This window comes from Streptomyces nitrosporeus, assembly GCF_008704555.1.
In the GTDB taxonomy this organism is placed as follows: Bacteria; Actinomycetota; Actinomycetes; order Streptomycetales; family Streptomycetaceae; genus Streptomyces; species Streptomyces nitrosporeus.
The window spans coordinates 3,625,356-3,651,569 of record NZ_CP023702.1; the positions used below are offsets into that span (position 1 = coordinate 3,625,356).

At 71.6% G+C, this 26,214-nt stretch carries 21 protein-coding genes, 4 tRNA genes, 1 other RNA gene and 2 pseudogenes; 12 read left to right on the top strand and 16 right to left on the bottom strand.

What is annotated here, in order from left to right:
* Positions 1-164 precede the first annotated feature (164 nt).
* Positions 165-1,622 carry a sulfatase family protein gene (locus tag CP967_RS16105; protein ID WP_150488643.1) on the top strand — a complete coding sequence of 486 codons (1,458 nt, stop codon included), beginning with the start codon at positions 165-167 and terminating at the stop codon, positions 1,620-1,622.
* Positions 1,623-1,631: 9 nt separating this feature from the next.
* On the opposite strand, the gene CP967_RS16110 is transcribed toward CP967_RS16105, so the two are convergent.
* The 8 genes from CP967_RS16110 to purS all read right to left on the bottom strand — a co-directional run bounded on the left by CP967_RS16110 (position 1,632) and on the right by purS (position 9,194).
* Positions 1,632-2,225 (bottom strand): META domain-containing protein, encoded by a 594-nt coding sequence (locus tag CP967_RS16110; RefSeq protein ID WP_150488644.1) that lies wholly within the window; start codon positions 2,223-2,225, stop codon positions 1,632-1,634.
* 50 nt (positions 2,226-2,275) lie between these two features.
* Positions 2,276-3,076: a maleylpyruvate isomerase family mycothiol-dependent enzyme gene (locus CP967_RS16115; RefSeq protein ID WP_150488645.1), complete on the bottom strand. Its 801-nt coding sequence runs from the start codon at positions 3,074-3,076 to the stop codon at positions 2,276-2,278.
* Positions 3,077-3,128: 52 nt separating this feature from the next.
* Entirely contained in the window at positions 3,129-4,391 is a 1,263-nt protein-coding gene (locus CP967_RS16120) for a hypothetical protein (RefSeq protein WP_150488646.1), read from the bottom strand.
* A 42-nt stretch (positions 4,392-4,433) separates the two neighbouring features.
* Positions 4,434-5,357 carry a M23 family metallopeptidase gene (locus CP967_RS16125; RefSeq protein WP_150488647.1) on the bottom strand — a complete coding sequence of 308 codons (924 nt, stop codon included), beginning with the start codon at positions 5,355-5,357 and terminating at the stop codon, positions 4,434-4,436.
* Between the two features lie 24 nt (positions 5,358-5,381).
* Positions 5,382-5,915 carry an ArsR/SmtB family transcription factor gene (locus CP967_RS16130; protein ID WP_150488648.1) on the bottom strand — a complete coding sequence of 178 codons (534 nt, stop codon included), beginning with the start codon at positions 5,913-5,915 and terminating at the stop codon, positions 5,382-5,384.
* Between the two features lie 95 nt (positions 5,916-6,010).
* Positions 6,011-8,260: a phosphoribosylformylglycinamidine synthase subunit PurL gene (gene purL, locus CP967_RS16135; protein ID WP_150488649.1), complete on the bottom strand. Its 2,250-nt coding sequence runs from the start codon at positions 8,258-8,260 to the stop codon at positions 6,011-6,013.
* The gene (gene purQ, locus CP967_RS16140) at positions 8,257-8,937 is read right to left on the bottom strand and encodes a phosphoribosylformylglycinamidine synthase subunit PurQ (protein WP_150488650.1); all 681 of its coding nucleotides are present in this window, start codon (positions 8,935-8,937) and stop codon (positions 8,257-8,259) included. The genes purL and purQ overlap by 4 nt, the downstream gene beginning before the upstream one ends.
* Positions 8,934-9,194 carry a phosphoribosylformylglycinamidine synthase subunit PurS gene (gene purS, locus CP967_RS16145; protein WP_150488651.1) on the bottom strand — a complete coding sequence of 87 codons (261 nt, stop codon included), beginning with the start codon at positions 9,192-9,194 and terminating at the stop codon, positions 8,934-8,936. The genes purQ and purS overlap by 4 nt, the downstream gene beginning before the upstream one ends.
* Positions 9,195-9,564: 370 nt before the next feature.
* Here purS and CP967_RS16150 point away from each other — a divergent pair, with 370 nt between their 5' ends.
* The 8 genes from CP967_RS16150 (at position 9,565) to CP967_RS16185 (ending at position 14,256) form a co-directional block, all read left to right on the top strand.
* Complete coding sequence (locus CP967_RS16150) at positions 9,565-9,900, top strand: histone-like nucleoid-structuring protein Lsr2 (RefSeq protein ID WP_190175172.1); 336 nt, start codon at positions 9,565-9,567, stop codon at positions 9,898-9,900.
* Between the two features lie 151 nt (positions 9,901-10,051).
* Positions 10,052-10,123, top strand: a tRNA-Gly gene (locus CP967_RS16155).
* Between the two features lie 79 nt (positions 10,124-10,202).
* A tRNA-Gly gene (locus CP967_RS16160) sits at positions 10,203-10,275 on the top strand.
* Between the two features lie 148 nt (positions 10,276-10,423).
* Complete coding sequence (locus tag CP967_RS16165) at positions 10,424-11,368, top strand: ABC transporter ATP-binding protein (protein WP_150488652.1); 945 nt, start codon at positions 10,424-10,426, stop codon at positions 11,366-11,368.
* Entirely contained in the window at positions 11,365-12,135 is a 771-nt protein-coding gene (locus CP967_RS16170; protein WP_150488653.1) for an ABC transporter permease, read from the top strand. Before CP967_RS16165 ends, CP967_RS16170 begins: the two co-directional genes overlap by 4 nt.
* A 29-nt stretch (positions 12,136-12,164) precedes the next feature.
* Entirely contained in the window at positions 12,165-13,526 is a 1,362-nt protein-coding gene (locus CP967_RS16175) for a sensor histidine kinase (RefSeq protein WP_167535389.1), read from the top strand.
* Positions 13,523-14,152: a response regulator transcription factor gene (locus CP967_RS16180; RefSeq protein WP_150488654.1), complete on the top strand. Its 630-nt coding sequence runs from the start codon at positions 13,523-13,525 to the stop codon at positions 14,150-14,152. Before CP967_RS16175 ends, CP967_RS16180 begins: the two co-directional genes overlap by 4 nt.
* 28 nt (positions 14,153-14,180) lie before the next feature.
* A tRNA-Gly gene (locus CP967_RS16185) sits at positions 14,181-14,256 on the top strand.
* A gap of 39 nt (positions 14,257-14,295) precedes the next feature.
* Here CP967_RS16185 and CP967_RS16190 read toward each other — a convergent pair.
* The 6 genes from CP967_RS16190 to ffs all read right to left on the bottom strand — a co-directional run bounded on the left by CP967_RS16190 (position 14,296) and on the right by ffs (position 22,988).
* A complete protein-coding gene (locus tag CP967_RS16190; protein WP_150488655.1) occupies positions 14,296-15,225 on the bottom strand; it encodes a phosphoribosylaminoimidazolesuccinocarboxamide synthase in 930 nt (309 codons plus the stop codon).
* Positions 15,226-15,321: 96 nt separating this feature from the next.
* Positions 15,322-16,785, bottom strand: a complete 1,464-nt coding sequence (locus CP967_RS16195; RefSeq protein WP_150488656.1) for a N,N-dimethylformamidase beta subunit family domain-containing protein — start codon at positions 16,783-16,785, stop codon at positions 15,322-15,324.
* A gap of 215 nt (positions 16,786-17,000) precedes the next feature.
* A complete protein-coding gene (locus CP967_RS16200; RefSeq protein WP_373300428.1) occupies positions 17,001-18,695 on the bottom strand; it encodes a M48 family metalloprotease in 1,695 nt (564 codons plus the stop codon).
* A gap of 337 nt (positions 18,696-19,032) precedes the next feature.
* Positions 19,033-20,286, bottom strand: a complete 1,254-nt coding sequence (purD, locus tag CP967_RS16205) for a phosphoribosylamine--glycine ligase (RefSeq protein ID WP_150488657.1) — start codon at positions 20,284-20,286, stop codon at positions 19,033-19,035.
* Positions 20,287-20,555: 269 nt separating this feature from the next.
* Positions 20,556-22,814 (bottom strand): DNA polymerase III subunit gamma and tau, encoded by a 2,259-nt coding sequence (locus tag CP967_RS16210; RefSeq protein WP_150488658.1) that lies wholly within the window; start codon positions 22,812-22,814, stop codon positions 20,556-20,558.
* Positions 22,815-22,893: 79 nt separating this feature from the next.
* Positions 22,894-22,988: signal recognition particle sRNA small type (ffs, locus tag CP967_RS16215), an RNA gene on the bottom strand.
* Positions 22,989-23,131: 143 nt separating this feature from the next.
* Here ffs and CP967_RS16220 point away from each other — a divergent pair.
* Positions 23,132-23,219: transfer RNA gene (locus CP967_RS16220), tRNA-Ser, on the top strand.
* A 68-nt stretch (positions 23,220-23,287) separates the two neighbouring features.
* Here CP967_RS16220 and CP967_RS34665 read toward each other — a convergent pair.
* Positions 23,288-23,532: pseudogene (locus CP967_RS34665) on the bottom strand (site-specific integrase); the annotation flags it as partial.
* Between the two features lie 79 nt (positions 23,533-23,611).
* On the opposite strand from CP967_RS34665, the pseudogene CP967_RS35440 reads away from it, so the two are divergent.
* Positions 23,612-24,669: pseudogene (locus tag CP967_RS35440) on the top strand (IS630 family transposase); the annotation flags it as partial.
* A gap of 71 nt (positions 24,670-24,740) precedes the next feature.
* Positions 24,741-25,043: a hypothetical protein gene (locus CP967_RS16240; RefSeq protein WP_150488659.1), complete on the top strand. Its 303-nt coding sequence runs from the start codon at positions 24,741-24,743 to the stop codon at positions 25,041-25,043.
* Between the two features lie 78 nt (positions 25,044-25,121).
* Here the strand turns inward: CP967_RS16240 and CP967_RS16245 are convergent, their stop codons facing one another.
* A complete protein-coding gene (locus CP967_RS16245; protein ID WP_150488660.1) occupies positions 25,122-25,616 on the bottom strand; it encodes a TIR domain-containing protein in 495 nt (164 codons plus the stop codon).
* Positions 25,617-26,214: the final 598 nt, after the last annotated feature.

Sequence of the window (26,214 nt, forward strand, 5' to 3'; positions counted from 1 at the left end):
AGGGCCCCCTTCCGTCCGGAGCCCTTGCCCCCTTCGCGCCTCCCCGTGCCCGCTGACGGCCGCGTACGCCGGCGTGCACGGCCTGCCGCGACGGGCTCCTTCCCCTTCGTCCGCCTCGCGCCCGCCCCCGCGGTCCGCGTCCGAGGCCCGCCCAGGAGACGACCATGCCTTCTTTCGATTCGAACACCAGTGCCAACAAGGTGCCCGGTGCGCCGCTGACCCGGCGCGCCTTCACCACCGCCGTCGGCGCCACGGCCGCCACCGCCGCCGTCGGGGTCCCGGCCGCCGCCGCGGCGCCCCGCGACCCGTCCGCGGCCGAGTCCGCCGAGCGGCCGTTCCGCGCGGCACCGGGCAGGCACGCACGCAGACCCAACATCCTGTTCATCCTGGGCGACGACCTCGGATGGGCCGATCTGTCCTCGTACGGGTCGCCCCACATCCGTACCCCCCACCTGGACGCGCTGGCCCGGCAGGGCGTGCGGTTCACCGACGCCTACTCGGGCTCCGCCACCTGCTCCCCCACCCGCTTCAGCCTCTACACCGGCCGATACCCGGGGCGCACCGAGGGCGGGCTCTCCGAGCCCATCGCGGACCGGTCCGCGGGACTGGAACCCACCCACCCGACCCTGGCCTCCCTGCTGAAGGGGGCCGGTTACGCGACCGCGCTGATCGGCAAGTGGCACTGCGGCTACCTGCCGGACTACAGCCCGACCAGGTCCGGCTGGGACGAGTTCTTCGGCAACTTCGGCGGTGCCCTGGAGTACTACTCCAAGCTGGGCCTGGGCGGCGAGTACGACCTGTACGAAGGCGACGCCACCTACAAGGACCTCCGCTACTACACCCGGATCCTGACCGAGCGCGCGAGCCGGTACATCCAGCGCGGCCACGACAGGCCCTGGCTGCTCAACCTGAACTTCACCACCCCGCACTGGCCGTGGATCGCCGACGGGGACACCGGGGCCAGTGCCGAGATCGTCCGGCGCATCAAGGCGGGTGACGGGCGCGCCCTGTGGCACGGGGACGGTGGTTCGGTCGAGAAGTACACGCAGATGGTGGAGGACCTGGACCGCTCGGTCGGCGAGGTGCTGAAGGCCCTGAAGCGGTCCGGGCAGGAGAAGGACACCCTGGTCTTCTTCGCCAGCGACAACGGCGGGGAGCGGTTCTCCTACAACTGGCCGCTGTCCGGGAACAAGGGCTCGCTCCGGGAGGGCGGCATCCGGGTCCCCTCGGTGCTGCGCTGGCCCGCCCGTATCGACGGCAACCAGGTCAGCGGCCTCCCGGTGTTCTCGCCGGACTGGACCGCGACCCTGCTGGAGATAGCCGGCGCGCGGCCGGACCCCGCCTACCCGCTCGACGGGACCAGTCTCGCCGGATACCTGCTGCGGGGCGAGGCGCCCAGGGAACGCGACCTGTTCTGGCGGGTGCGCGGGGAGCGGGCGCTGCGGCGGGGCGACTGGAAGTACTACCGGGGGAAGGGCGGGCCCGACCAGCTGTTCCGGCTCTCCGAGGACCAGCGCGAACAGGCCGACCTGGCGGCCGCCGAGCCGGGGGTGCTGGCCGCGCTGCGGGCCTCGTGGGAGAGGACGGACGCGGGACTGCTGCCGTATCCGTCCGGCGCCTGACGCCGCCCGTCAGCCGGTGCCGGTACCGCTGCCGGTGCCGGTACCGGTACCGCTGCCGGTGCCGGTGCCGGTGCCGGTGCCGGTGCCGGTGCCGGGGGCAGGCGGCGGGCTCTCCGGGTCCGCCGTCGCTTCGAGTCCGGGTCCCTCACCGCCGGCCGCGGTGAGGGACAGGACGCGGCCCTTCACCGTGTACGTCGTCCTTCCCTCCAGCACCCCGGTCAGCGCACGCTCCAGTTCACTCTCGGGCCCGGGGCAGAGCTTCCGGGTGGAGACGAACGGACCGAAGGTGACCGTGGGGCCGTCGACGTCCGCCCGGCCGTGGAAGGAGTTGCAGCCGAGGTTCCCCTCCACGGTGCCGTCCTCGCCGAGCGTGAAGTGGGCCCTGCCCGGGAGGGCTTCGGTCTTCCCGCCGGCGGCCGTCACCGACTCCACGACCCAGCGCACCCCGGTGACGGGCGGCTCGGTCCGCACGGTGCCGCTGCCGGCGTCGTGTCCCTCGCCGCCACCGGGGCCCGTTCCGGGGCCGGGGTCGGTGCCGCAGGCGGTGAGGGCGGTGAGGGCGAGAAGGGTCAGCAGGCCGGGAGTCGCGCGTGTGGTGTGCATGGCCCTTGGACGGACCGGCCCGCCGGTCCGGTTCCGTGTTCCCGGCCGGCTCAGCCCATGAGCGGCAGCAGGCCGGCGAGGTCGGCCCGTTCGCCACTGGCACTGACCTGCGCCTCGTCGAGCGCCCGTGCCCATGCCGTCCGTCCGGTGGCGAGCCGGACCCAGGTGAGCGGGTCCGTCTCCACGACGTTGGGCGGGGTGCCCCGGGTGTGCTTGGGACCGCCGATGCACTGGACCACGGCGAAGGGCGGGATCCGCACCTCGACCGATCCGCCCGGTGCGCGGTCCGCGAGCGCGTCCGCCAGCAGCCGGGTGCAGGCGGCGAGTGCCTGCCGGTCGTAGGTGATGTCGAGGCCGGCCGCGCGGTTGAGGTCGTCGGTGTGCACGACGAGTTCGACGGTCCGGGTGACCAGGAAGTCGCCCAGCCGCATGGTGCCCGCCCGGGTGGTCAGCAGCCGGTCGCCCCCGGTCCCGGCGGTCAGCCGGGCGAACCGCTCGGCCGTCTCCTCGTACAGCGCGCCGAGGCCGGGGCGGGCGCCGGCCAGGGCGCGGGCGTCGTCCGCGATCGCCTCCGCCCGGTCCACGGTGGAGAAGGGCCATTCCAGCAGGGTGATCTGCGGCTTGGCCCCGGGCGGCTCCGGCAGCTCCAGCTCACGGCTGACCCGCTCCAGAGCCGCGGTGAGGTGCGCCGCCAGGTCCCGTACGGTCCACTCCCCCAGCCCGGACGGACCGGCGAGCCGCTCCTGTGTGAGGGAGGTCACCGCCTCCCGGACACGGTCGAACTGGGCCAGGACCGCGGTACGGGTCCGGCTGAGGTCGTAGGCGCGCGGGCGCTTCCTGGCCGGGGGCATACGGACGAGACTAACCGCCCCCTGTGACAACGCGCTCCCGTCGCACGGCTGTTCACCTCCCGGCGAAGTCCGCCGTCCGGGGGAAGGCCACCCCGGTGCAGCCGCGGCGGGCGGTGGCCTCGTCGACGTACGCGCGGAACAGGGGTTCCAGGCGGTCGCGGAGTATGTCGTCGTACGGCTCGTGGGACACCTGCATCAGGTGCACGGCGGGCCGGCCGCCGCAGACGGAGGAGGCCCACCAAGTGAGCTCCTCTCCGCCCGCGGTGCCGGCGCGGACCGGGGCCCGGCCGGCCCGGAGCCCCCTCGTCTCGTCTCCGACCAGGGTGTCCGTCTGTATCCACAGCGGGGACAGGGTCAGTGCCTTGTGGAGGTCCCTCGGGTTCGGCGTGGTCCTCTCGTACGCAGGCCAGATCCCCGCCGTCCCCTCCGGGCTGAGCGCGAGCAGGCAGGCGTCGTGGTCGCTCGCCTTCCCGGCCGGCGCGGCGAGTGCCCGGTCGGGGAGCGGGCCGCGCCCCTCGGCGGCCGTGAACTTCCCGTACCAGGCACAGGTGCCGCCCGCCTCCGCGGCCGGTCCGAGAGCGGTCCCCGGTACGGGGAACGCGGTGGGCACCGGAGGGAGTCCGGCCGTACAGCCGCTCCTCCCGGCGGCCCGGTCCGCCGCCTGCCGTGCCAGACCGGCGAGCTGACGGCGGTCCTGGGCGGTGAGGGGGTCGTCGTTCCATGCCCTCACCTCCGCCTCGACGGTGGAGAAAGGACCCCCGGGCGCGCAGTGGGCGCGGGCCGTCAGGGTCTCGGCGTCGTACTCCCCCAGGGAGCCGTCGCCCAGCGGATGCGGCAGCGCGTACCGCGCCACCGCCGTGACGTCGCTCCCCGCTCCGGCGGAGAAGCGCTCGAAGGGCTCGTGGCCGGTTTTCACCAGGCGGTCGTCGGCGCCCGGATCTTCCGGGGACAGGGTGAGGACCAGCGAGAAATGACTGGGCGTCCCCGGGCGGTCCGTGCGGTGGACGGCGCACTCGCTGGAACGCCGGTCGATGTGGATGCTGTGGCGGTCGGAGAGCTCCACCCGGTCGGTGCCGCCGTGCAGGGCGAGCACCAGGTCGGGATCGACGAGCCCTCCGCATCCCTCCTCGATGCGCTCACGGCTCTCGGAACGGGCGCGGAAGTCGAGCACCCGCGTGACGACGGCCCAGCCGCTCAGGCCGATGCCCGCCACGGCGACCACGCAGAGCAGAGCGGTCAGCGCCTTGTGCGGACGGCTGCGTCCGCCCGGATCCCCCGTGGGCCCGAAGGGCCCGTCACCACTCGTCCCGCCCATTGTCGTACCCCCCTACGGTGACAACGTGTAACACCTCGCAAGCTAGCAGTCGCCACCGACAGCCGGTCCGACGAGGAAGGTCTCGCCGTTCGCCGGGACGCCGACGCCTTCCCAGGTGAAGGGGATCCCCCGGGCCACGTCAAGGCGCGGGGAGTCCATCAGCTGGAAGTGCACATGCGGTTCGGAGGAGTTGCCGGAGTTGCCGCAGCGCGCGATCGGCTCTCCCGCCCGGACCCTGTCCCCCACGCGCACCAGCGACGAGCCGCGCCGGACATGGGCGTAGGCCGCGTAGGTGCCGTCGCCGAGGTCGAGCACGACGTGGTTGCCGAACACCCGGTGCGCGCCCGCCAGTGCGCGCATGTCCCCCTCGACGAGCAGGAGGTAGGCGAGCCCCGGCAGGGAGGTGCGGCTGAGGTGGTCGCGCTGGGTGTCGGTCACCGCCACGACCGTCGCGTCCGCGACCGCGAGCAGGGGCGCGCCGAAGGCGGGGAAGGCCCTGGGGCTCCGCGCCGGCGGCCACAGCCAGGTGAAACCCGGCCGCTCGCCCGCCGGCCCGTCCGCCTCGGTGCTCCCGGTGGCCCCGCCCGTCTGCCCGCCCGCCTCGGTGTCCCCGGTGTCCCCGCCCGCCTCCGCGCCCTTGCCCGGCCCCTCGGCCACGATGTCGATGGCGTAGGTCTGGCCGAACGCGTGGATCCCGTGGCTGGGCACCCGGTCGGCGGGGCTGTTCAGCGCGGACCAGCGGCCGGCCACCGGCGGGAGGACCTCCACGGGCTCGCGCGGCGCGGCCCCGATGTCCCGGCTCGCCGCCCTGCCGTCGGCGAAGGCCGCGAGCCACGCGAGCACGAGCGGCAGCAAGACCCCCCACCAGGGGAACGGATACTCCACGAAGAGCCCGATGAGGACGAGTGCCAGGAAGCACAGGAGCAGCACCCTCTGGGCCACCCCGGGCCATTTCCGTGCGGACATGCGGTCTCCCCCGGTGTCATGTGGTCATGGCCGTGCGGCCGTGAGGATCACCAGCAGTGGTACGACCCGGGCGCCGGGCACCTCGTACCGTCCGCGACCGGTGCTGTGCAGCCATCCGGCGCCCGTCAGCAGGCGCAGGTGGTGGTAGATCTGGCCGGTCGTACCCGTCTCGTCCAGTCCGGCGAGCTCGGCGGCGGTACGCCGGCCGGCGAGGATCTCGCGGAGCAGCCGCAGCCGGACCGGATGCCCGAGCGCGGCCAGCGGCTCGGCGGCCTCCGGCCGGCCGGCCCGGTCCCCGCCCTCCTCCTCCGGTCCCAGGAGCCCCGTGGTGAGCGCGCCGTACTGCCATTCGTACCGCTCACCGGTCGGCAGCCGTACCGCACCGGTGAACAGCACGCCCCCGTCCGAGGCGGCCTCCCCGAGCCGGCCGAGCTGCTCCTTCAGCGCCTCCAGCGCCCAGAAGTCCCCGCCGACCGGCGCCGGGGCCCCGCCGTCCGCCGCGCGCTCCAGTGCGGCCAGCCGTCGTTCCAGCCCGGCGAGGCGTTCTTCGAGCTCCATGACCACAACCTTACGTAATTACGTAAAAACTACCGAAGGAAACGCCGAAGCCCCCTCCCGGTCGACCCGGGAAGGGGCTTCGGTACGGGCGGAACCTAGGCGAACAAGTCCCTCAGGGTTCCCTCGTGCGCCGTGCGCAGCTCGTCCAGCGCGATGGCGAACTCGCCCTGGACCTCGATCGCGTCACCGTCGACGACACCGATGCGGGTCACCGGCAGGCCCCGCGCCCCGCACATGTCGGTGAAGCGGAGCTCCTCACTGCGCGGAACCGAGACGACCGCGCGGCCGGCCGACTCCGAGAACAGAAAGGTGAACGCGTCCAGCCCGTCCGGCACGACCAGCCGGGCACCCTTCCCGCCGCGCAGGCAGGACTCGGTGACCGCCTGGACCAGACCGCCGTCGGAGAGGTCGTGCGCCGCGTCGATCATGCCGTCGCGGGAGGCCGAGATCAGGATCTCGCCGAGCAGCTTCTCGCGGCCCAGGTCGACCTTCGGCGGCAGTCCGCCGAGGTGCCGGTGGACGACGTCGGCCCAGGCCGAACCGCCGAACTCCTCACGGGTCTCGCCCAGCAGGTAGAGCAGCTGGCCCTCCTCGGCGAACGCGACCGGCGTGCGCCGGTTCACGTCGTCGATCACACCGAGCACCGCGACGACGGGCGTCGGGTGGATCGCCGTCTCACCGGTCTGGTTGTACAGCGAGACGTTGCCGCCGGTGACCGGGGTGCCCAGCTCCAGGCAGCCGTCCGCCAGGCCGCGGGTGGCCTCGGCGAACTGCCACATGACGTCCGGGTCCTCGGGCGAACCGAAGTTCAGGCAGTCCGAGACGGCGAGCGGCTTGGCGCCGGTGGCGGCCACGTTGCGGTACGACTCCGCGAGCGCCAGCTGCGCACCCGCGTAGGGGTCCAGCTTGGCGTACCGGCCGTTGCCGTCGGTCGCCATGGCCACACCGAGGTTGGTCTCCTCGTCGATGCGGACCATGCCGGCGTCCTCGGGCATCGCCAGCACGGTGTTGCCCTGGACGAAGCGGTCGTACTGGTCGGTGATCCAGGACTTGGAGGCCTGGTTCGGGGAGCTGACCAGCTTCAGGACCTGCTCGCGCAGCTCCGCGCCGTTCGCCGGACGGGCCAGCTCCGCGGCGTCGTCGGCCTGCAGGGCGTCCTGCCAGGACGGCCGGGCGAACGGGCGGTGGTAGGTCGGGCCCTCGTGGGCCACGGACCGCGGCGGGACGTCCACGATCTGCTCGCCGTGCCAGAAGATCTCCAGCTGGGAGCCGTCGGTCACCTCACCGATGACGGTGGCGATGACGTCCCACTTCTCGCAGATCTCCAGGAAGCGGTCGACGTGCTGCGGCTCGACGATCGCGCACATGCGCTCCTGCGACTCGCTCATGAGGATCTCCTCGGGCGAGAGGGAGGAGTCGCGCAGCGGCACGGTGTCCAGCTCGACGCGCATGCCGCCGGAGCCCGCGGAGGCCAGCTCGCTGGTGGCGCAGGAGAGCCCGGCGCCGCCGAGGTCCTGGATGCCCGCGACGAGCTTCTCCTTGAAGATCTCCAGGGTGCACTCGATGAGGAGCTTCTCCTGGAAGGGGTCGCCGACCTGGACGGCCGGGCGCTTCGCCGGTCCGGTGGACTCGAAGGTCTCCGAGGCCAGCACCGAGACGCCGCCGATGCCGTCGCCGCCGGTGCGGGCGCCGTAGAGGATGACCTTGTTGCCGGGCCCGGATGCCTTGGCCAGGTGGATGTCCTCGTGCTTCATCACGCCGATGCAGCCGGCGTTGACGAGCGGGTTGCCCTGGTAACAGTCGTCGAAGACGACCTCGCCGCCGATGTTCGGCAGGCCCAGGCAGTTGCCGTAGCCGCCGATGCCCGCGACGACGCCGGGCAGGACCCGCCGGGTGTCGGGGTGGTCCGCCGCGCCGAAGCGCAGCGGGTCGACGACCGCGACCGGGCGGGCGCCCATGGCGAGGATGTCGCGGACGATGCCGCCGACGCCGGTGGCCGCGCCCTGGTAGGGCTCGATGTACGAGGGGTGGTTGTGCGACTCGACCTTGAAGGTGACCGCGTAGCCCTGGCCGACGTCGACCACGCCGGCGTTCTCGCCGATGCCGACGAGCATGGCGTCGTTGGCGGGGGCCTTCTCGCCGAACTGCTTGAGGTGGACCTTGCTGCTCTTGTACGAGCAGTGCTCCGACCACATCACGGAGTACATGGCGAGCTCGGCGCCGGTGGGACGGCGGCCCAGGATCTCCCGGATGCGGGCGTACTCGTCCTCCTTGAGGCCGAGTTCCTTCCAGGGCTGCTCGGCCTCGGGGGTTTCGGCCGCGTGCTCGACCGTGTCCAGGCTCATGCGTTGACCAGCTTCTTGATGATCGAGGTGAAGAAACCGAGGCCGTCGGTGCGGCCGGTGCCGACGAGCGGCTCCACGGCGTGCTCCGGGTGCGGCATCAGACCGACGACGTTGCCCGCGGCGTTGGTGATGCCGGCGATGTCGCGCAGCGAGCCGTTGGGGTTGGCGTCGGCGTAACGGAAGGCGACGCGGCCCTCGGCCTCCAGCTCGTCGAGCGTGCGCTCGTCGGCGGTGTAGCGGCCGTCCATGTTCTTCAGCGGTACGGAGATCTCCTGGCCCTGGGTGTAGTCCGAGGTCCAGGCGGTCTCCGCGTTCTCCACCCGCAGCTTCTGGTCGCGGCAGATGAAGTGGAGGTGGTTGTTGCGCAGCATCGCGCCGGGCAGCAGGTGCGCCTCGGTCAGGATCTGGAAGCCGTTGCAGATGCCGAGGACGGGCATGCCCGCCCTGGCCTGCTCGATGACCGTCTCCATGACGGGCGAGAAGCGCGAGATGGCTCCGGCCCGCAGATAGTCGCCGTAACTGAAACCGCCCGCCAGGACGACCGCGTCGACCTGGTGGAGGTCCTTGTCGCGGTGCCAGAGCGAGACGGGCTCGGCGCCCGCGACCCGCACCGCCCGCAGGGCGTCCTGGTCGTCGAGCGTGCCGGGGAAGGTGACGACTCCGATACGAGAAGTCACTTCGATCCCTCGGCCGTCTCGATCCTGACGGTGAAGTCCTCGATCACGGTGTTGGCGAGGAAGGTCTCGGCCATCTCGTTGATGCGGGCGAGGGCGGCGTCGTCGACCGGCCCCTCGACCTCGAGCTCGAAACGCTTCCCCTGGCGGACATCCGCGATTCCGTCGAAGCCGAGACGGGGCAGCGCGCGCTGCACAGCCTGTCCCTGCGGGTCGAGGATCTCCGGCTTGAGCATGACGTCGACTACGACGCGTGCCACTGGCACTCCCGGTGGTGTGGTGCGGCTGAGTCTTCCGAGGGGTTCCCCGTCCCCACGGGCTGCCCTCAGCGTACCTGGCCCAAATTTCTACGCGGGTAGATATGAGGAAGCCAAGATCACGCGGAGATATCGGAGGCGACAACACCCCGGGAAAGTCCCGGTAAAAATCTTCACCCGGATTGCACACGGACACGCGGAGGCAATTGGCCGGGCTTCACAATGCGGCTCCGACCGCTGTACAAATGATTACCGGGGAAAGCACCATTGCCCCGGGAACAGTCGACATCAGTCGATCCGTATCCGCCCAGCCGCCGAAGGCCGGTACGGCGCACGCCAGACGCGCCGCTGCCGTAGGAAAGGACCGATATCCGTGGCTCAGCGCGTCGTGGTCACACTCTCCGACGACATCGACGGAGGGGAAGCAGCGGAAACGGTTGCCTTCGCCCTGGACGGGAAGTCGTACGAGATCGACCTCAATCCCGCCAACGCAGAGAAACTGCGCAACGCCCTGGCCCCGTACATGGCGGCCGGCCGGAAGCAGACAAATACCGGCAAGCGCGGCAGGATCCCGGTGACGTACCACCACACGCCGGTCGCCCCCGACCCCGCGGCCGTGCGGGCCTGGGCGCGCTCGCACCGCATGGAGGTGCCGGCCCGCGGCCGGATCCCGAAGAAGGTCTACGAGGCGTTCCAAGCCGCCAGTTGAACGAACTGACCGGAATGTTCCGTTCCGTTCCGGTCGGGGGAGCGCTCGCGGAGGCGCCCCGGGGAGCCGACTTGCACAACACCCCCGCAGGTCGGCTAGAGTCTGGAGCACGCCGAAGGGCAAGGCCGAAAAGCCGGGCCCCGAGCAGCGTGCGGGTGTAGTTCAGTAGTAGAACATCCCCCTTCCAGGGGGAAGGCGCAGTGTGCAATTCCTGTCACCCGCTCTGCATCGCCTTACCGGATCCCTCCACGGATCAGGTAGAGTGGTGGACGCGCCACCGGTGAAAGCCGAGTGGTAGCAATGCGGACGTAGCTCAGTTGGTAGAGCGCAACCTTGCCAAGGTTGAGGTCGCCAGTTCGAACCTGGTCGTCCGCTCGTGTTCAAAGGCCCCGGTCGTTCTCGACCGGGGCCTTTGCCGTATCCGATATCCGTGATGAATCCACCGGGCTCCCATGACGTTTGTCATGTGCGGTGATGACAGCACGCACTGCACACGGCCGTGCTCGGACGGGAGTCTTGAGCCATGACCAGCGACGACATTTCCCGTACCGGGCACGCCATCGTGGCGGATCAGGTCCGGCGCCGTTATGCGGGCGGCTTCGAGGCGGTTTCCGGTATCTCCTTCTCCGTGGCGCGCGGCGAGCTCTTCGCCCTGCTCGGGACGAACGGGGCGGGCAAGACCTCCACGGTCGAACTCCTGGAGGGGCTGGCCCCGCCGGACGGCGGAAGCGTCCGGGTCCTCGGCCACGACCCGTACCGCGAACGCGCCGCCGTGCGCCCCCGGGTCGGTGTGATGCTGCAGGAGGGCGGCTTCCCCTCCGACCTGACGGTCACCGAGACCCTGCGGATGTGGGCGGGGTGCACCAGCGGGGCCCGTCCCGCCGGTGAGGCTCTGGATCTGGTGGGGCTGGGGGCCAGGGCGCGGACCCGGGTCAAGCAGCTCTCCGGCGGAGAGCGCCGCCGGCTCGACCTGGCACTGGCCCTGCTGGGCCGGCCCGAGGTCCTCTTCCTGGACGAGCCGACCACCGGTCTCGACGCCGAGGGGCGCCGTGACACCTGGCGGCTGGTGCGGCAGCTCCGGGAGGGCGGCACGACCGTGCTGCTGACCACGCACTACCTGGAGGAGGCCGAGTCGCTCGCCGACCGCCTGGCGATCATGCACCAGGGGCGGATCGTCACCTCGGGCACGATCGCCGACGTGACCGCCGAGCGCCCCTCCCGCATCCGTTTCGAACTCCCGGCGGATGTTCCGGCGGCCCGGCTCCCGTTGTCGCTGCGTGCCGCGGCGGAGGGCCGCCGTGTCGACATCCGCACCCACACCCTTCAGGAATCGCTCCACGAACTCCTTTCCTGGGCAAGGGAGTCGGGCGTGGAGCTGCACGGGCTCGACGCCCGGTCCGCCTCGCTGGAAGAGGCATTTCTCGATATCGCGAAGTCCCACACCGAAGCGGAAAGGGTGACGGCATGACGAGCACCACGGTTGCCGGGCGGCTGAACGCCCTCGGCCGCGCGGAGCTGACCCTGTTCGTGCGGAATCGGACGGCGGTGTTCATCGCCCTGCTGATGCCCCTGCTGCTGATCTTCGTGATGCGGTCCACGCTCGAGGAGATCGATCTCGGCCCTTCCGGGCTGACCGCCGCCGGCGCCTCCCTGAACGGCGGCATCGGCATGGTGCTGATCCAGGTGGTCTACACGAACCTGGTGGCGGCGTACGTGGCCCGCCGTGAGGAACTCGTCCTCAAGCGCCTCCGCACCGGGGAGGTGTCCGACAGCGAGATCCTCACCGGGACGGCGCTCCCCGCGGGGCTGCTGGCCCTCGTCCAGAGCGTGCTGATCGTCGTCGTCGGTACCTTCGCGTTCGACCTCACCGCACCGCACCGGCCCGATCTGCTGGTCCTGGGGCTCCTGCTGGGGGTCGTGCTGATGACCGCGCTGGCCGCGGCGACCTCCGCCGTGACGCGTACGGTGCAGACCGCACAGCTGACGACGCTGCCCTTCTTCCTCGTCTCGATGCTGGGCTCCGGGCTCTTCGTACCGCTGGAGGTCCTCCCCGACCTCGCGGCCTCGATCTGCGAACTGCTGCCGATGACCGGGGTGATGACACTGGTCCGGGCGGGCTGGCTGGGCGGTGTCCCCACCGGTGACGTGGTCGGGGCGGTCCTGAACGCCTTGGCCTGGACGGTGCTGGCGGTGTTTGCTGTGCGGCGGTGGTTCCGCTGGGACCCCCGCCGCTGAGGTCCGAGGCGAGAGGGAGTGCACGGCCCGTGTGGGTACGGAAGCGGATACGCCGCTGGCAGAAGCGCGACGGCTTCGACAAGATCGACCTCTACACCCGGGGTTCGCTGCACTCCATGGCCTGGGCGATGGTCCTGTGTGTGGCCGCGCTGTCGGTGACCCGGCCCGTGCGGTACTCGGACGCGCCCGCCGCCCTGATCGCCCTGACCGTGCTGGCCGCCGTCGCCCAGGGCGCCTGCACGGTCCCGCTGATCCCGCGGACGCTCGACAGGTACCTCGGGCGCCGGGCCGCCGGCCTGTGGCTGATCGCCCTGGCGGCCGGCCTGTTCACGGTGAACGCGGCGGGACTGCTCGCGCTCGGGTGGTACGCCGGCACCGAGGACTTCCCCGAGTTCCAGGTGGCGCTGGGCGCGGTGACGCTGCCGCTCCTGACCTCCCTGGTGCTGGTCGTGCCGCTGTGGGCCTCCGGCGTGTGCGTCGCGCTGCTCGGTGCGGGGATGAGCGGCGGGACGCTGCTGGCCGGGGCGGACGGCACCTTCGCCCTCGCCACCTTCTTCGGGGTGGTTTTCGGGGGCGGGCTGGTCACCAGCACCGTACGGCTCTCCGCCTGGACGCTCGGCCTCATGAAGAAGCTCAGGGACGCCCAGGACGTGGAGACCCGGCTGGCGGTCGCCGAGGAGCGGCTGCGGTTCGGCCGGGACCTGCACGACGTGCTGGGGCGGAACCTGGCGGTGATCGCGCTGAAGAGCGAGCTGGCGGTGGAGCTGGCCCAGCGCGGCAAGCCCACGGCCGTCGAGCAGATGATCGAGGTCCAGCGGATCGCCCGCGACTCCCAGCAGGAGGTACGCGATGTCGTCCGCGGCTACCGCGAGGCCGACCTGTACACCGAACTGGTGGGAGCCCGGTCGGTGTTGCAGGCCGCCGGGATCAGCTGCGAGGTACAGGAGTCCGGCTCCCGGCGGCGGGAGCGGCTGCCCGCGTCCGTCCAGTCGGCGCTCGGCTGGGTCGTACGGGAGGCGGCCACCAACGTCCTGCGCCACGGCGACCCCCAGCGGTGCGCCATCCGGCTCCGGACCTCGGACGGCACCGTACGGCTGGTCGTGGAGAACGACGGGGTGCCTCCGGACGCGGCGCCCTTCCCGCCCTCCGGCCCTGTCCAGGGCTCGGGTCTGCGCGGGCTGCGGGAGCGGCTGTCGGCACTGGACGGGCGGCTGGAGGCCGGGCCGGCCGACGGCGGCCTCTTCCGGCTGACCGCGACCGTCCCGCTCGCCCCACCCGCGGAGGGCGCCCCATCCGTAGGGGACACCTCGTCCGCGGAGGGCGCCTCTCTCCCGGAAAGCGCCCCGCCCGCGGAAAGCACAGCGCAGCACCAGCTGGAGGAACGACGATGACATCCGCCCCGCCGCAGCGGCCCGTCCGGGTCCTGCTGGCCGACGACGAACACCTGATCCGGGGCGCCCTGGCCGCGCTTCTCGCGCTGGAGGACGACATCGTCCTGGTCGCGGAGGCGGCCACCGGCCCCGAGGCGCTCGCCATGGCACTGGCCCACCGGCCCGATGTGGCGGTCCTGGACCTGGAGATGCCGGGCGCGGACGGTGTGAGTGTCGCCACAGCGCTGCGGAACGGCCTGCCCGGCTGCCGGACCATGATCGTGACGAGCCACGGCCGTCCCGGACATCTGAAACGAGCGCTCGCGGCGGGTGTGCGGGCCTTCGTCCCGAAGACGGTCAGCGCCCGTCGGCTCGCCGAGATCATCCGCTCGGTGCACGCCGGAAACCGTTACGTGGACCCGGAGTTGGCCGCTGACGCGATCTCCGCCGGGGACTCCCCGCTCACCGCGCGGGAGGCCGAGGTGCTGGAGCTGGCGGCGGACGGGGCACCGGTGGCGGAGATCGCCGAGCGGGCCTCCCTGTCGCAGGGAACGGTCCGCAACTACCTCTCCTCGGCCGTCTCCAAACTGGGGGCGGAGAACCGTCATGCCGCGGTGCGTCTCGCACGGCAGCGAGGTTGGGTATAGTGGTCAACGCAAAAGCGCCACGGCGCTTGCGGACGTAGCTCAGTTGGTAGAGCGCAACCTTGCCAAGGTTGAGGTCGCCAGTTCGAACCTGGTCGTCCGCTCCAGAGAAGAAGGCCCCGGTCCTGCGACCGGGGCCTTCTTCGTCAACGCCGTGCCGCAGCCTCCCAGCTGACGCCGGTCAGGTGCTCGTAGGCGTCCAGGTACTTCGCCCGGGTCGCGTCGACGATCTCCTGCGGCAGCGCGGGGGGCGGCAGTTCGCCGTGGCGGTCCCAGCCCGAGGCCGGCGAGGTCAGCCAGTCCCGCACGAACTGCTTGTCGTACGAGGGCTGCGCCTTGCCCGGCTCCCAGCTCCCGGCGGGCCAGAAGCGCGAGGAGTCGGGCGTCAGCACCTCGTCCGCGATGATCAGTTCCTCGCCGCCGTCCCCGGACGGTGCGAAACCGAACTCGAACTTGGTGTCGGCGAGGATGATCCCGCGTTCGCGGGCGATGTCCCGGGCCCGGCCGTAGACGTCCAGTGTGGTCCGCCGCAGGACGGAGGCCGTCTCGGCGCCGACCTCGCGGGCCACCCGCTCGTAGCTGACGTTCTCGTCGTGGTCGCCGACGGCGGCCTTGGTGGCCGGGGTGAAGATCGGCGCGGGCAGCTCGGACCCGTCGACCAGGCCCTCGGGCAGGCCGATGCCGCAGACCGTACGGGTGGCGTCGTACTCGGCCAGCCCGGAACCGGTCAGATAACCGCGCGCCACGCACTCCACGGGCACCATCCGCAGCGAGCGGCAGACCAGTGTCCGCCCGGCCCAGTCGGCCGGCGCGCCGGCGGGCAGGTCCGTGGACAGGACGTGGTTGGGGACGAGATCGGCGAGCTGGTCGAACCACCACAGGGACAGCTGGGTGAGCACCCGCCCCTTGTCGGGGATCTCGGTGGGCAGGACCCAGTCGTACGCGGAGATACGGTCGCTGGCGACCATCACGAGGTCGCCCGCCTCGTTCCGGTACAGGTCGCGCACCTTGCCGGTGTGCAGATGGATGAGACCCGGCACCTGCACGGGCTCGGGCTTTTCTACGAAACCGGACACGCTGCCTCCGCGTAGGTTGATCCAGGAGTGGTTCCGATTGTCCCGCATGGAACCGGCCCCCGGCGCCCCGGGGCTCCCGCCCCGTCCGGCCGGCCGTCAGTCCCGCTTGCAGATCCGGTCGAGCAGGTTGGCCGTGGCCCGCTGGATACGGGAGTCCACATGGCCGGGCCGGTCCAGGGCGGGCGACCAGGCGAAGGTCCCGGAGGCGAAGACGAGGGCGCCCGACGGGGCCCGGTAGAGCGAGGTCTCCTGATGGCGGGTGGCCCCGTCGCCGTCCTGGTAGGGGGAGTGGGCGAGCAGGATGCGGCTGTCGTGCCCGGGGAGCGCCGTGCGGGGGTAGTAGCGGTCGGCCTCGCCCGCGACCAGCCCGTCGATCTCGTCGCCCTCGCCCGCCCCGGTGGCCTCCCAGAGCCAGTGGCCCGCGTTCCGCACGACCAGCGGGTGGGGGTCGGGCACCCGGCCCGCGTACTGGATGCCGAGCATCTGCTGTTCGGGGCGGTCCACCTCCCGCCAGAGCGCGGGCCGTCCCGGGCCCCGCCGTTTGCGGCAGGTGAGGAGGCGGTCCGGGACCCCGGAGGGCGACGGCGAGAGCTCGACCTGCCAGTACATGGTGTTCGCGGACAGGAAGACCAGCGACGTACCGGTGTCCCGGGCCAGCTCCGCGGTACGGCGCATGGGCACCGACCAGTACTCGTCGTGGCCGGGGAAGACCAGGCCGCGGTACCGGCCGGGGTCGACGCGGCCCGCGTGCAGGTCGCGGGCGTCGGCGTACGCGAGGTCGTAGCCGTAGCGCTCCGCCCAGCGGATGAAGTCGTAGGCGTGGCCGACGTGGAGCGGCAGCCCCGCGCCCGCGTAGGGGCGGTCGAAGGAGACGGTGACCGCGGCGTCCTCCTCGCCGAGCAGCCGCCCGTGCTCGTCCCACGCGTGGTACAGGCTGGCGCCGGTGCGGCCGTCCTCCGGATAGAGGTTGTACGCCTGCCAGGTGACGTCCGGCATCAGGAGCAGCAGATCCGCGGGGTGGTCGTCGCGGACCGTGAAGGGGACGTGCGAGCGGTGGCCGTCCGCGGTGGTGAGAACGGCCACATAGGCGCCGACAGACCAGTAGCTGGGGATCTGGAGCCGCCAGGAGAGCCACCAGTGGTGGCAGGAGACCGTGCGGTCGGCGGTGAGCGGGGCGGCCTGGACGATGCCGGGCAGCCGGGGGCTCGTGGTGATCTTCGACGCGTCGTCGCCCGCGTAGTGCCCGATGCGGTAGACGTCGACGGAGAACTGCTGGGGCGGGTCGACCGTGATGTGGAAGTCGATGGCCTCACCGGGGGCGGCCGCGCCCGGCGACGCGAACCCCTTGATCTGCCGGTGCACGTCGTCGGCGGTCCGGGTGCCGCCCCCGCTCCCGCTGCGTCCGAGGTGCGGCTCGGCGTACCAGGGGACGACCTGGCCCGTATCGCCGAAGTAGGTCTCGCCACCGCGCAGCCAGGGCAGCGGACCCTGGCCGAAGGGGTCACTCACGGCATGCGCCATGGCCCCCGACTCCCACCGCCGGACATGCTCGGTCCCCATACCGCTCCCCTCCCTCGCCCCCGTCACCTCTGCCGCGCCGTGGTCCGGCGCCTGCCCCAGCACATCACATCACGCGTGCACTCCGTCACCGTTCGTCGCGAATTGACGCGCCTGGAACATAGTTTTCCGAGTATTGCGGGCTTATGTATGACATCCCACGGCTTAACTGGACGAACGACCGTCCAGAAACATCCGGGATTCCGGGAAACCGGGCGTCAGGAAAGACGGACCGGCCGGTCCGTCCGGACCCCTAGGGCGGAGAGCCAGGAGCGCAGCGGTTCCGCGTCCCCGTCCTCGACCAGACTGAGAACCGGCCCGCCCACGTCCGAGGCGCGTCCGCCGCCGACGAGCAGCGCCGGCCCGTCCAGCCAGTCCAGCCCCGGGGCGGCACCCGCGGTGTCCACGGCCGCGCAGCAGACCATGGCGACGACGTGGTCGGCGAGCAGCTCGGTGCCCGTACGGGGAGCCTGGAGCGGGAAGAGCGGCTGGGGTACGGCGCCCCACAGCTCCAGGGGGTCCGCGAGGTCCCCGGCGGGGGCGGGGCGGGGCGGGGGCGCGTCCTCCGCCTCGTCGCGGGCGACGGCGGCCCCGAGGCCCGCCGCGAGCTCCTCGGCCTTCCCGCCGGGCGCCGCGAGGTGGTCGATGACCCGGGCCAGCGTGTGCCCGCCGCCGTCCGCCGCCGAGGTGCCGGGCGCCCCCACGGAGACGCTCGCGGCGACCCCCATGGCGTCGAGCACCCGGTGCAGACGGGCCGCCTCCGTACGCCACTTGCGGTCGACGACCTCGTCCGGGTACTGCTGCCAGTCGACCGGGGCCCACCCCGGCCCGCTCCGCGCCGGTCCGCCGTGGAAGAGGCGCGCCGCGAGCAGGGAGGCCGCCTCGTCGGCCGCGCCGGGGTCCTCGATGAGGTCGCACGCGGGGCGCTCGCCGAGCCGGGAGACGAAGCCGTCGGCCAGCCGGTCGCGGCGGGAGAGCTCGGTGAGCGCCGACACCACCCCGGCGTCGAGCCGCGAGGGCCAGCGGCCCATGCGCCAGGCCGGCAGCGCGACCCGGGTCAGCAGCCGGTCCCAGCCCGCGTAGGCGAGACCCACCTGTTCCTGGGCGACGATCCGCAGACCGTAGTCCACCTCCTGCGCGCGCGCCGACGCGGCGGTGGCGACGCAGCGCTCCATCTCGGCGGCGTGCTCACGGCAGCCGCGCAGCAGCATCCCGGCGATCCGTCCGACGAAGCGCGCCGGGATCCGGCGCACCGTGCCCCGGCCGGCGGCCGAGGCGTCACCGACCGCGGCGTCCAGGCCCCGTACGAAACGCCGGGCGGCGGCTATCTCCGGCTGTGCCGAAGGGCCCGTGCCCGCGACCACCGGGGCGAGCACCGCACGCAGCTCCGCGACCCGCATCCACCACAGGAACGGCGAACCGATGACCAGCACGGGAGCGTCCTGCGCCCGCCCCGGGGAGCCGTCGGCCACTCCGGCCCCGGGCCTCTGCCGGGCGGCGGGGTGGGTGCGGTCCTCCAGCCAGCTGTCGCAGTCCGGGGTCAGCGCCACGGCCGACGGGGCGGGGACGCCGAGACGGCCGGCCAGCTCCCGTACGAGCCGGTAGAGGCCGGGGGCCGCCTCCTCGGTGAGGGGGACGGTGGGACTGACCGCGGGCCTGGCCCGGGCGAGCGCGACGGCCACCGCGGCGGCGAGCAGCAGCACCACGACGGCACAGCCCGTCACCAGCCAGATCACGGCCGCCCAGAGCGGGCCGTCGGCACGCCCCTGGGCGCCGGCCACCAGCAGGACGGCGGCGACGGCCGCGGGCAGCACCGCGAGAGCCGCGGCACGGCTGCGGACCCGCAGCAGCGCCATGGCCCGGGCGCGCGCCGACTGCGCACCCAGCTCCTCAACCGAACCGGTAGCGGACACGGCCGGACGTCACCCCCTCTGCCCCCGCGACGGTGTTGGTCACTCCCCCACTGTGGCACCGCCCACCGACAACGCAATGCCGGTGGGCCAAGTGCCGGAAACCTTGCGCCGCACCCTAGTTGGGGCCTCTACGGGCGTCATCCGGATGGCGGAGCCGTCACCCGATGGAATGGCTTTGGGTAAAGCTGCTGACGGGGAAGCCCGGAGTGCTATGGCGGTACGGAGCCTCTCGCCACCGCCGCCCGAAGCGGCTGCGGCGGGCCCGGACACGCCGGTGCCCGGCACCTGCGCGAGAGTGCCGGGCACACAGTCCGGGCGCGCGGGCCCGAGGCCGGTGTCAGGCCTCCTCGGCCGCCTTGCGGGCGATGTCCGTACGGTGCTGGGAACCGTCGAGCCGGATCCGGCCGACGGCCGTGTAGGCGCGCTCCCGGGCCTGGGCGAGGTCCTGGCCGACCGCCGTGACGGACAGCACGCGCCCGCCGGCGCTGAGGACCGCCTCGCCCTCCCGGCGGGTGCCGGCGTGCAGGACGTACGCCTGCGGGGCATCCTGCGCCGCGACGTCCGCCAGCCCTTCGACCGGGTCGCCGGTGCGCGGGGTGCCGGGGTAGTTGTGCGAGGCGATGACCACGGTGACGGCCGCGTCGTCGCTCCAGTTGAGCGGGGGCAGCGTCTCCAGGGTGCCGTTGGCGGCCCCGAGCAGGACGGAGGACAGCGGCGTCTTCAGCCGGGCCAGCACCACCTGGGTCTCCGGGTCGCCGAAGCGGGCGTTGAACTCGATGACCCGGACGCCGCGCGAGGTGATCGCGAGGCCCGCGTACAGCAGGCCGGAGAAGGGGGTGCCCCGGCGGCGGAGCTCGTCCACGGTCGGCTGCAGCACGGACTGCATGACCTCGTCGACCAGCTTCGGGTCGGCCCACGGGAGCGGCGAGTAGGCGCCCATGCCACCGGTGTTCGGTCCCTCGTCGCCGTCCAGCGCGCGCTTGAAGTCCTGGGCGGGCTGCAGGGGCAGCACCGTGGTGCCGTCGGTGATCGCGAACAGGCTCACCTCTGGACCGTCGAGGAACTCCTCGACGACCACCCGGTCGCAGGCCAGCGCGTGGGCGCGCGCGGCCTCGATGTCGTCGGTCACGACGACGCCCTTGCCCGCCGCGAGACCGTCGTCCTTGACGACGTACGGGGCGCCGAAGGCGTCCAGGGCCTCGTCGATCTCGGCCGCCGTCGTACAGACGTAGCTGCGGGCGGTCGGGACGTTGGCACCGGCCATCACGTCCTTGGCGAACGCCTTGGAGCCCTCCAGCCGCGCCGCCTCCCCGGAAGGGCCGAAGCACGGGATGCCGGCCGCGCGCACCGCGTCGGCGACACCGGCGACGAGCGGCGCCTCCGGGCCGACGACCACCAGCTCGGCGTCCAGTCCGGTGGCGAGGCGGGCGACGGCGTCGCCGTCGAGCGCGTCGACCGGGTGCAGTTCGGCCACCTCCGCGATACCGGCGTTGCCGGGGGCGCAGTACAGAGCGGTGACAGCGGGGTCGAGGGACAGAGAGCGGCACAGGGCGTGTTCGCGGGCGCCGCCGCCGATGACAAGGACCTTCACGGGGTGCAGCCTAACCGCCGGGGCCGGACGCCATCGACGGCCTCCGGTCCGTGGACGGGCGGGCCTCCGGTCCGTGGGCGGAGCGCCTCCCACTCGTGGACGGCCGGACGCCTCCTGCCGCGGACGGGCGGATGCCTCCTGCCCGGCGGCCGGCGGGCCCACGGCTCGTCGGCGTACTCCCCGGTGACCACGGCGCCCGGTACCGGCACCGGCCTTCGACATCCGGCATCCGGCCCACGGGCGCGCCTCCCGGCACCAGGGCGCCCGGTTCACTGCTCGTTGGTGTACTCCTCCACGACCGTGGCGCCCAGCTCACGGACGATCAGGTCGTGGCCGGACAGCGCGGAATCGACCAGGTCGGGGTCGTCGGCCTCGGCGGTGTCGTCCTCCGGGGCCACCGGGCGCGGAGCGTCGGGGGCCGGGGCGCGGTCGTACGCCGGCTCCGGGCGGGCCGGAGCCGCGGAGGGCTGCGGCGCGGGGGGCGCGGGGCGCTGCTCGTACGGCGCGGGAGCCGGCTGGGCGGCCGGGGCCGGGGCGGAGGCGGCCGCCTGGTAGCCACCGGGGCCGGCCTGATAGCCGCCCGGCGCGGCCTGGTGGCCGCCGGAAACGGGAGGCCGGCCGCCGCCCGGCTGCGGGGGCGCTCCGCCGCCGGAGGGGTCGACGACCGCGTCGACCCGCCAGTCGGCGTTGAACCGCTCGGCCAGCGCCTGCTTCAGCACCTCTTCGCTGCCGCTGCTGGAGAAGGTGTCCCGGGCACCGGCGTTGAGGAAGCCGAGCCGCAGGGTGCTGCCGTCGAAGCCGGTGACCTGGGCGTTCTGGCTGAGCAGGATCCAGGTGAAGCGGCGGCGGTTCTTCACCGCCTCCAGGATGTCGGGCCACATGTTCCGCACCTGGGCAGCGCCCTGGGCCGTGTTCTGCCCGCCCGGAGCGGCGGGGGCCGCCGGGGCGGGCGCGGCGGACGGAGCGGGCGCCGCCGGGGCTGCGGCCTGCTGCGGGGGCGGGGTGTGGCCGGGGGCGGCGGCGGTCGGCCAGCCGCCGGGACGGCGCGCGGGCTCCGCGCCACCGGTCCCGGCACCCGCCGCGGTGGGCCAGGCGCCGGGGCGGACACCGCCGGGGCCCTGCTGGTCCGGGGCCGGCGGTGCCGCCTGCCCCTGCTGGACGGGGGGCTGCTGGGCCGGGTACGGGGAGGCGGCCGGGGCCCCTCCGGGGGCGGGGACGGGCTGAGCCGTCTCCCCGGGGCCGGGGGCCTCGCCCCGCACCGCGGCACGTGCGGCGGCCGGGCCGCCACCGGGCAGGCCCGCACCGGGTGCGTGCGCGTCCGGGCCGGGGACGTACCCCATGGCCGGGCCGGGGCCGGGGCCCGCGAAGGACGCGCCGCGCTCCAGCCGGTCCACCCTGGCCTGCAGCGAACGCTCGTCGTCGTAGGCGGCGGGCAGCAGCACCCGGGCGCAGATCAGCTCGAGCTGGAGCCTGGGCGAGGTCGCCCCGCGCATCTCGGTGAGCCCCTGGTTGACCAGGTCGGCGGCGCGGCTGAGCTCCGCCGCGCCGAACACCTCCGCCTGGGCCTGCATCCGCTCGACCACGTCCGCGGGGGCGTCGATGAGCCCCTTCTCCCCGGCGTCCGGCACAGCGGCCAGGATCACCAGGTCACGCAGCCGCTCCAGCAGGTCCGCCACGAAGCGGCGCGGGTCGTTGCCGCCCTCGATCACCCGGTCCACGACCTCGAACGCCGCCGCGCCGTCGCCCGCCGCGAAGGCGTCCACGATCGAGTCCAGCAGGGATCCGTCCGTATATCCGAGGAGGGAGGTCGCCATGGCGTAGGTCACACCGTCGTCGCCCGCCCCGGCCAGCAGCTGGTCCATCACGGACATCGAGTCACGCACGGAGCCCGCGCCGGCCCGCACGACGAGGGGGAGCACACCGTCCTCGACGGGGGCGTTCTCCTTGCCGCAGACCTCGGCGAGATAGCCGCGCAGCGTCCCCGGCGGCACCAGGCGGAACGGGTAGTGGTGCGTACGCGACCGGATCGTGCCGATGACCTTCTCGGGCTCGGTGGTCGCGAAGATGAACTTCAGATGCTCCGGCGGCTCCTCGACCACCTTCAGCAGGGCGTTGAACCCCGCCGGGGTGACCATGTGCGCCTCGTCGATGATGTAGATCTTGTACCGGCTCGACGCGGGCCCGAAGAACGCCTTCTCCCGCAGGTCACGGGCGTCGTCCACACCACCGTGCGAAGCCGCGTCGATCTCGATCACGTCGATCGAGCCCGGCCCGTTGCGCGCGAGGTCCTGGCAGGACTGGCACTCCCCGCACGGCGTGGGGGTCGGGCCCTGTTCGCAGTTCAGACAGCGCGCGAGGATGCGCGCGCTGGTCGTCTTCCCGCAGCCGCGCGGCCCGCTGAACAGGTACGCGTGGTTGACCCGGTTGTTCCGCAGGGCCTGCTGAAGCGGGTCAGTGACATGCTCCTGACCGATGACCTCGGCGAAGGACTCGGGGCGATAGCGGCGGTACAGCGCAAGGGACGACACATCTACGAGGTTATCGGGGCGCACCGACAACCGGCCCCGCTCCCGCCGACCGCGTCCGTGGAACTCCTCACCCGGACACGCAAGGGCCCCCCACGCACCCGCCAGAGCCAACCTACCCTTGCTGCCTTCCGGCCCTGGGGGAGTTCAGTCAGATAGCGCCACGTGAGGGGCTGACGCCCACCTTAACCGATCCCCGCCCCGTCCCGTCCACCCGCCCGTCCGCCCGGCTCCCCTCCGACACCTCCCGGGAGCCTCCCGGAGCGATCTTCGGGGAACGTGTTCGCGAGCACCCTCCAACGTCTTGTATTGTTTGCGGCGGAGGATTCGCCTAGTGGCCTAGGGCGCACGCTTGGAAAGCGTGTTGGGGGCAACCCCTCACGAGTTCGAATCTCGTATCCTCCGCCATTGCTCTCACCGGGCAATACGTCGAAGGGCCCCGCAGCTTGCTGCGGGGCCCTTCGACGTTGTCCGTCTCAGTTCGGGTCTGGCGGGCCCCGGAGAGCTTCGCCCACCTGCTCGGCAACCCTCTTCAGCACCGGACTCGTGACGTGCATATGTATCGAGCGCGCATGCTTGCCGCTCCTCCAGGCCCCCAGCACATGATCGCGTCCACCACGGCATCCGGAACGCCGAGCAGAAGAAGCACGGCCCCAGCAGTGTGGCGAGCGGCGTGCAGGCGACCATCACGTACGCCGGCGCCGGCAAGGAGCTGCTTCCACCGGTACTACTGAACTTGATCGAGTGATGTCGGGCTGTTCGCCGGACAGCAGGCAGGTGGCTTCGGTAGTCCTGGTGAGGTGAGATACCCGCAGGACGGCGGCTTGACCAACGCCGAGAGAGCGGCGCGAGAGCGGGCCCGGTTCCAGGCCGTGACTGGCTTCGAGGCCGGCGAGAAGAACCGGGAGATCGCGGCCGCGCTACGGGTGAGCGAGCGGTCGGTGGAACGCTGGCGACGCCAGTGGCGCGAGGGGGTGCCTGGCCGGGTAGGCGTCAAAGGGGTCTCCTGGCAGGACGCGACTGTCAGACGTGCAGATGACCAAGCTGGAAAGGGAGTTGGAGCGCGGCCCGCTGGCCCACGGATGGGTCTACCAGCGGTGGACGCTGGCCCGGGTGAAGACGATGATCGGCCGTCTGTTCCACGTCTCGTACACCGTGGAGGGCACGTGGCGACTGCTACAGCGGCACGGCTGGTCCTGGCAGCAGCCCGCCCGGCGGGCGGTCGAACGCGATGACGACGCGGTGGAGCTGTGGAAGCGGGAGGTCTGGCCGCGGGTAAGAGCACCGCGGCCGTGAACAACGCCTGGGTGGTCTTCGAGGACGAAGCCGGCCAGTCGATGACACCGCCGCGCGCCAGGACCTGGGGCCGCCAGGGCCGCGCTCCGGTCGTCCGCGTGCGCGGACGGGGGCCGGGTCGCGTCTCCATGGCGGGATGACCTGCTACAAGTCCGGCAAGCGGTCCCCTCTGATCTACGCGATCCGCGAATACCGGGGCCGCAAGGACGAACCGAAGGGCTTCGGCTGGAAGGACTACCGCGACCTGGACATCCGCGCCCACACCCAGCTCGGCGGCCCGATCGTCCTGGTGTGGGACAACCTGCGCATGCACCTGGTCACGCCACTACGGGAGTTCTTCGAGGCGAACACCGCTTGGCTCACCGTGTTCCAGTCACCGACCTACGCCCCGGACCTCAACCCGCAGGAGGGCATCTGGTCGCTGGTCAAACGCGACATCGACAACCTCGCGCCGGCCGACCTCGACCAGATCACCCAGGCGGTGAAACGCCGGCTCAAGCAGATCCAGTACCGCCCTGATGTGGTCGATGGCTGTCTCGCCGGCACCGGCCTGAGCATGGATCCGGCCCGTGACGGACGCGGTGATGCAAATGCCCGACCATTGACAGCGCCAGGTATGGCAGCATCATCGCCGTGTCTTTGCTGACCTGGGACTACGACGGTGATCTGTTCTGCGCCCTCACCACAGAGACGGGGGCGAGCGAGGGCCGGATGACACATTTCGAGCTCAGTGAGGCCCGCATGGTTCCGGGGGGAGCCTCTTCTGTGCCTGCTTCACCGGCTCCAGGGCCGACAGCAGTGACGGTGGTTGTCTACGCTCCCGAGGAAGAGAAGCCGGCAGAGGTCTACTTCGACGCAACGCAAACGCTGCCGTTCGCCGTCCTTCAGCACTTCGTGACGCTCGTCGCCTCACGTCTGGCAAGCACGGGATCGTAGAGCAGCCGCCCTGGCAGCCCGGCGAGACCCTGGGCCGACATCACGAGTTCAAGTTCAGTAGTTGAACTCACAGACGAATCAAACGGCCTTCAACCCAGGGCAAATTTTTACTAGCTGTTCACACATAAACCTCACGTCTTGATGAATGTTGCGGTAGTCGAATCTCAAATATTGAAGCCGGGCCACATCTGCCGCAGCTCCATGGAGAGGTGATCCATCTAGGCGCTCAGCCCCTGACAGGAGCACAGGAATTACAACCTTCCCATGCTTGAAAGCCTCCTCAATCTCCCTCGAAACCCAATCTTCTTTTCGGTTCGCATCATAGGCCTGGGGGGTAAATCTCTTGGTCCAATCCGCATCTACGATCACAAGTAGCACTTCACAGCCAGCCACGCACTCAAGGATCGACTCCGAGTAGTCCGACCCAGGGGCTATCGATCTGGATGCGCGAAATATTTCTTCTTCCCCGAAGCGGTTAGACAAAAGCTCATCAAGTAAGGCGGCGGCGTAAGCGCCGCCCTTCTTACTGTAGTTGATGAATATTCGCGAAACTTTGCCCGTCTTTGTACTCAAATGAGACTCCCAAGCTCTTCTTTGAAGACTGCTCGCCCAGCGCGTAGGCCCTCTAGGCTAATCGACTGAAAGGCGGAGTGCTCGCGTGGAGTTGGGCGCCCCAGGTCGCACCCGCCAGGCGGAAGAGGGGGAAGCGATGACTGACACATATCGTGTTAAGCAACGGCAATCGGGAAAGGAGTCCACAAAGCCCTCCGTATCGGAGCAAACAGCCGAGGAGTCTATGTCCAGCTCGGATCTACTAGACATGACGAAATGGCACATTGACAGGTATGACCGACTGCGCAGTTCGACCTCGGCTCGAGCATCAGTATTACTGAGCGCCAATGCGGTACTGGCGAGCGGTTCTTTAATTCTGGTTAACTATCACCTGCAAACAACTAAAGGCCCGCGCACACTACTGATTGAATCTGTATTTTGCCTACTGGCTGCATTGACACTCTCGCTCATCCTTCGAAGTCTCTGGAGTTCCATTAACGCCATTGCGGCACGGAAGACCACTCGCGTTCTACATTCTGCCGAAATTCCCTCCAGGTTCCTGTTCAACTGGGGAGACACTCTTAAATCCGTCGATGGCCATAGCGACTTCGCCAGGAAA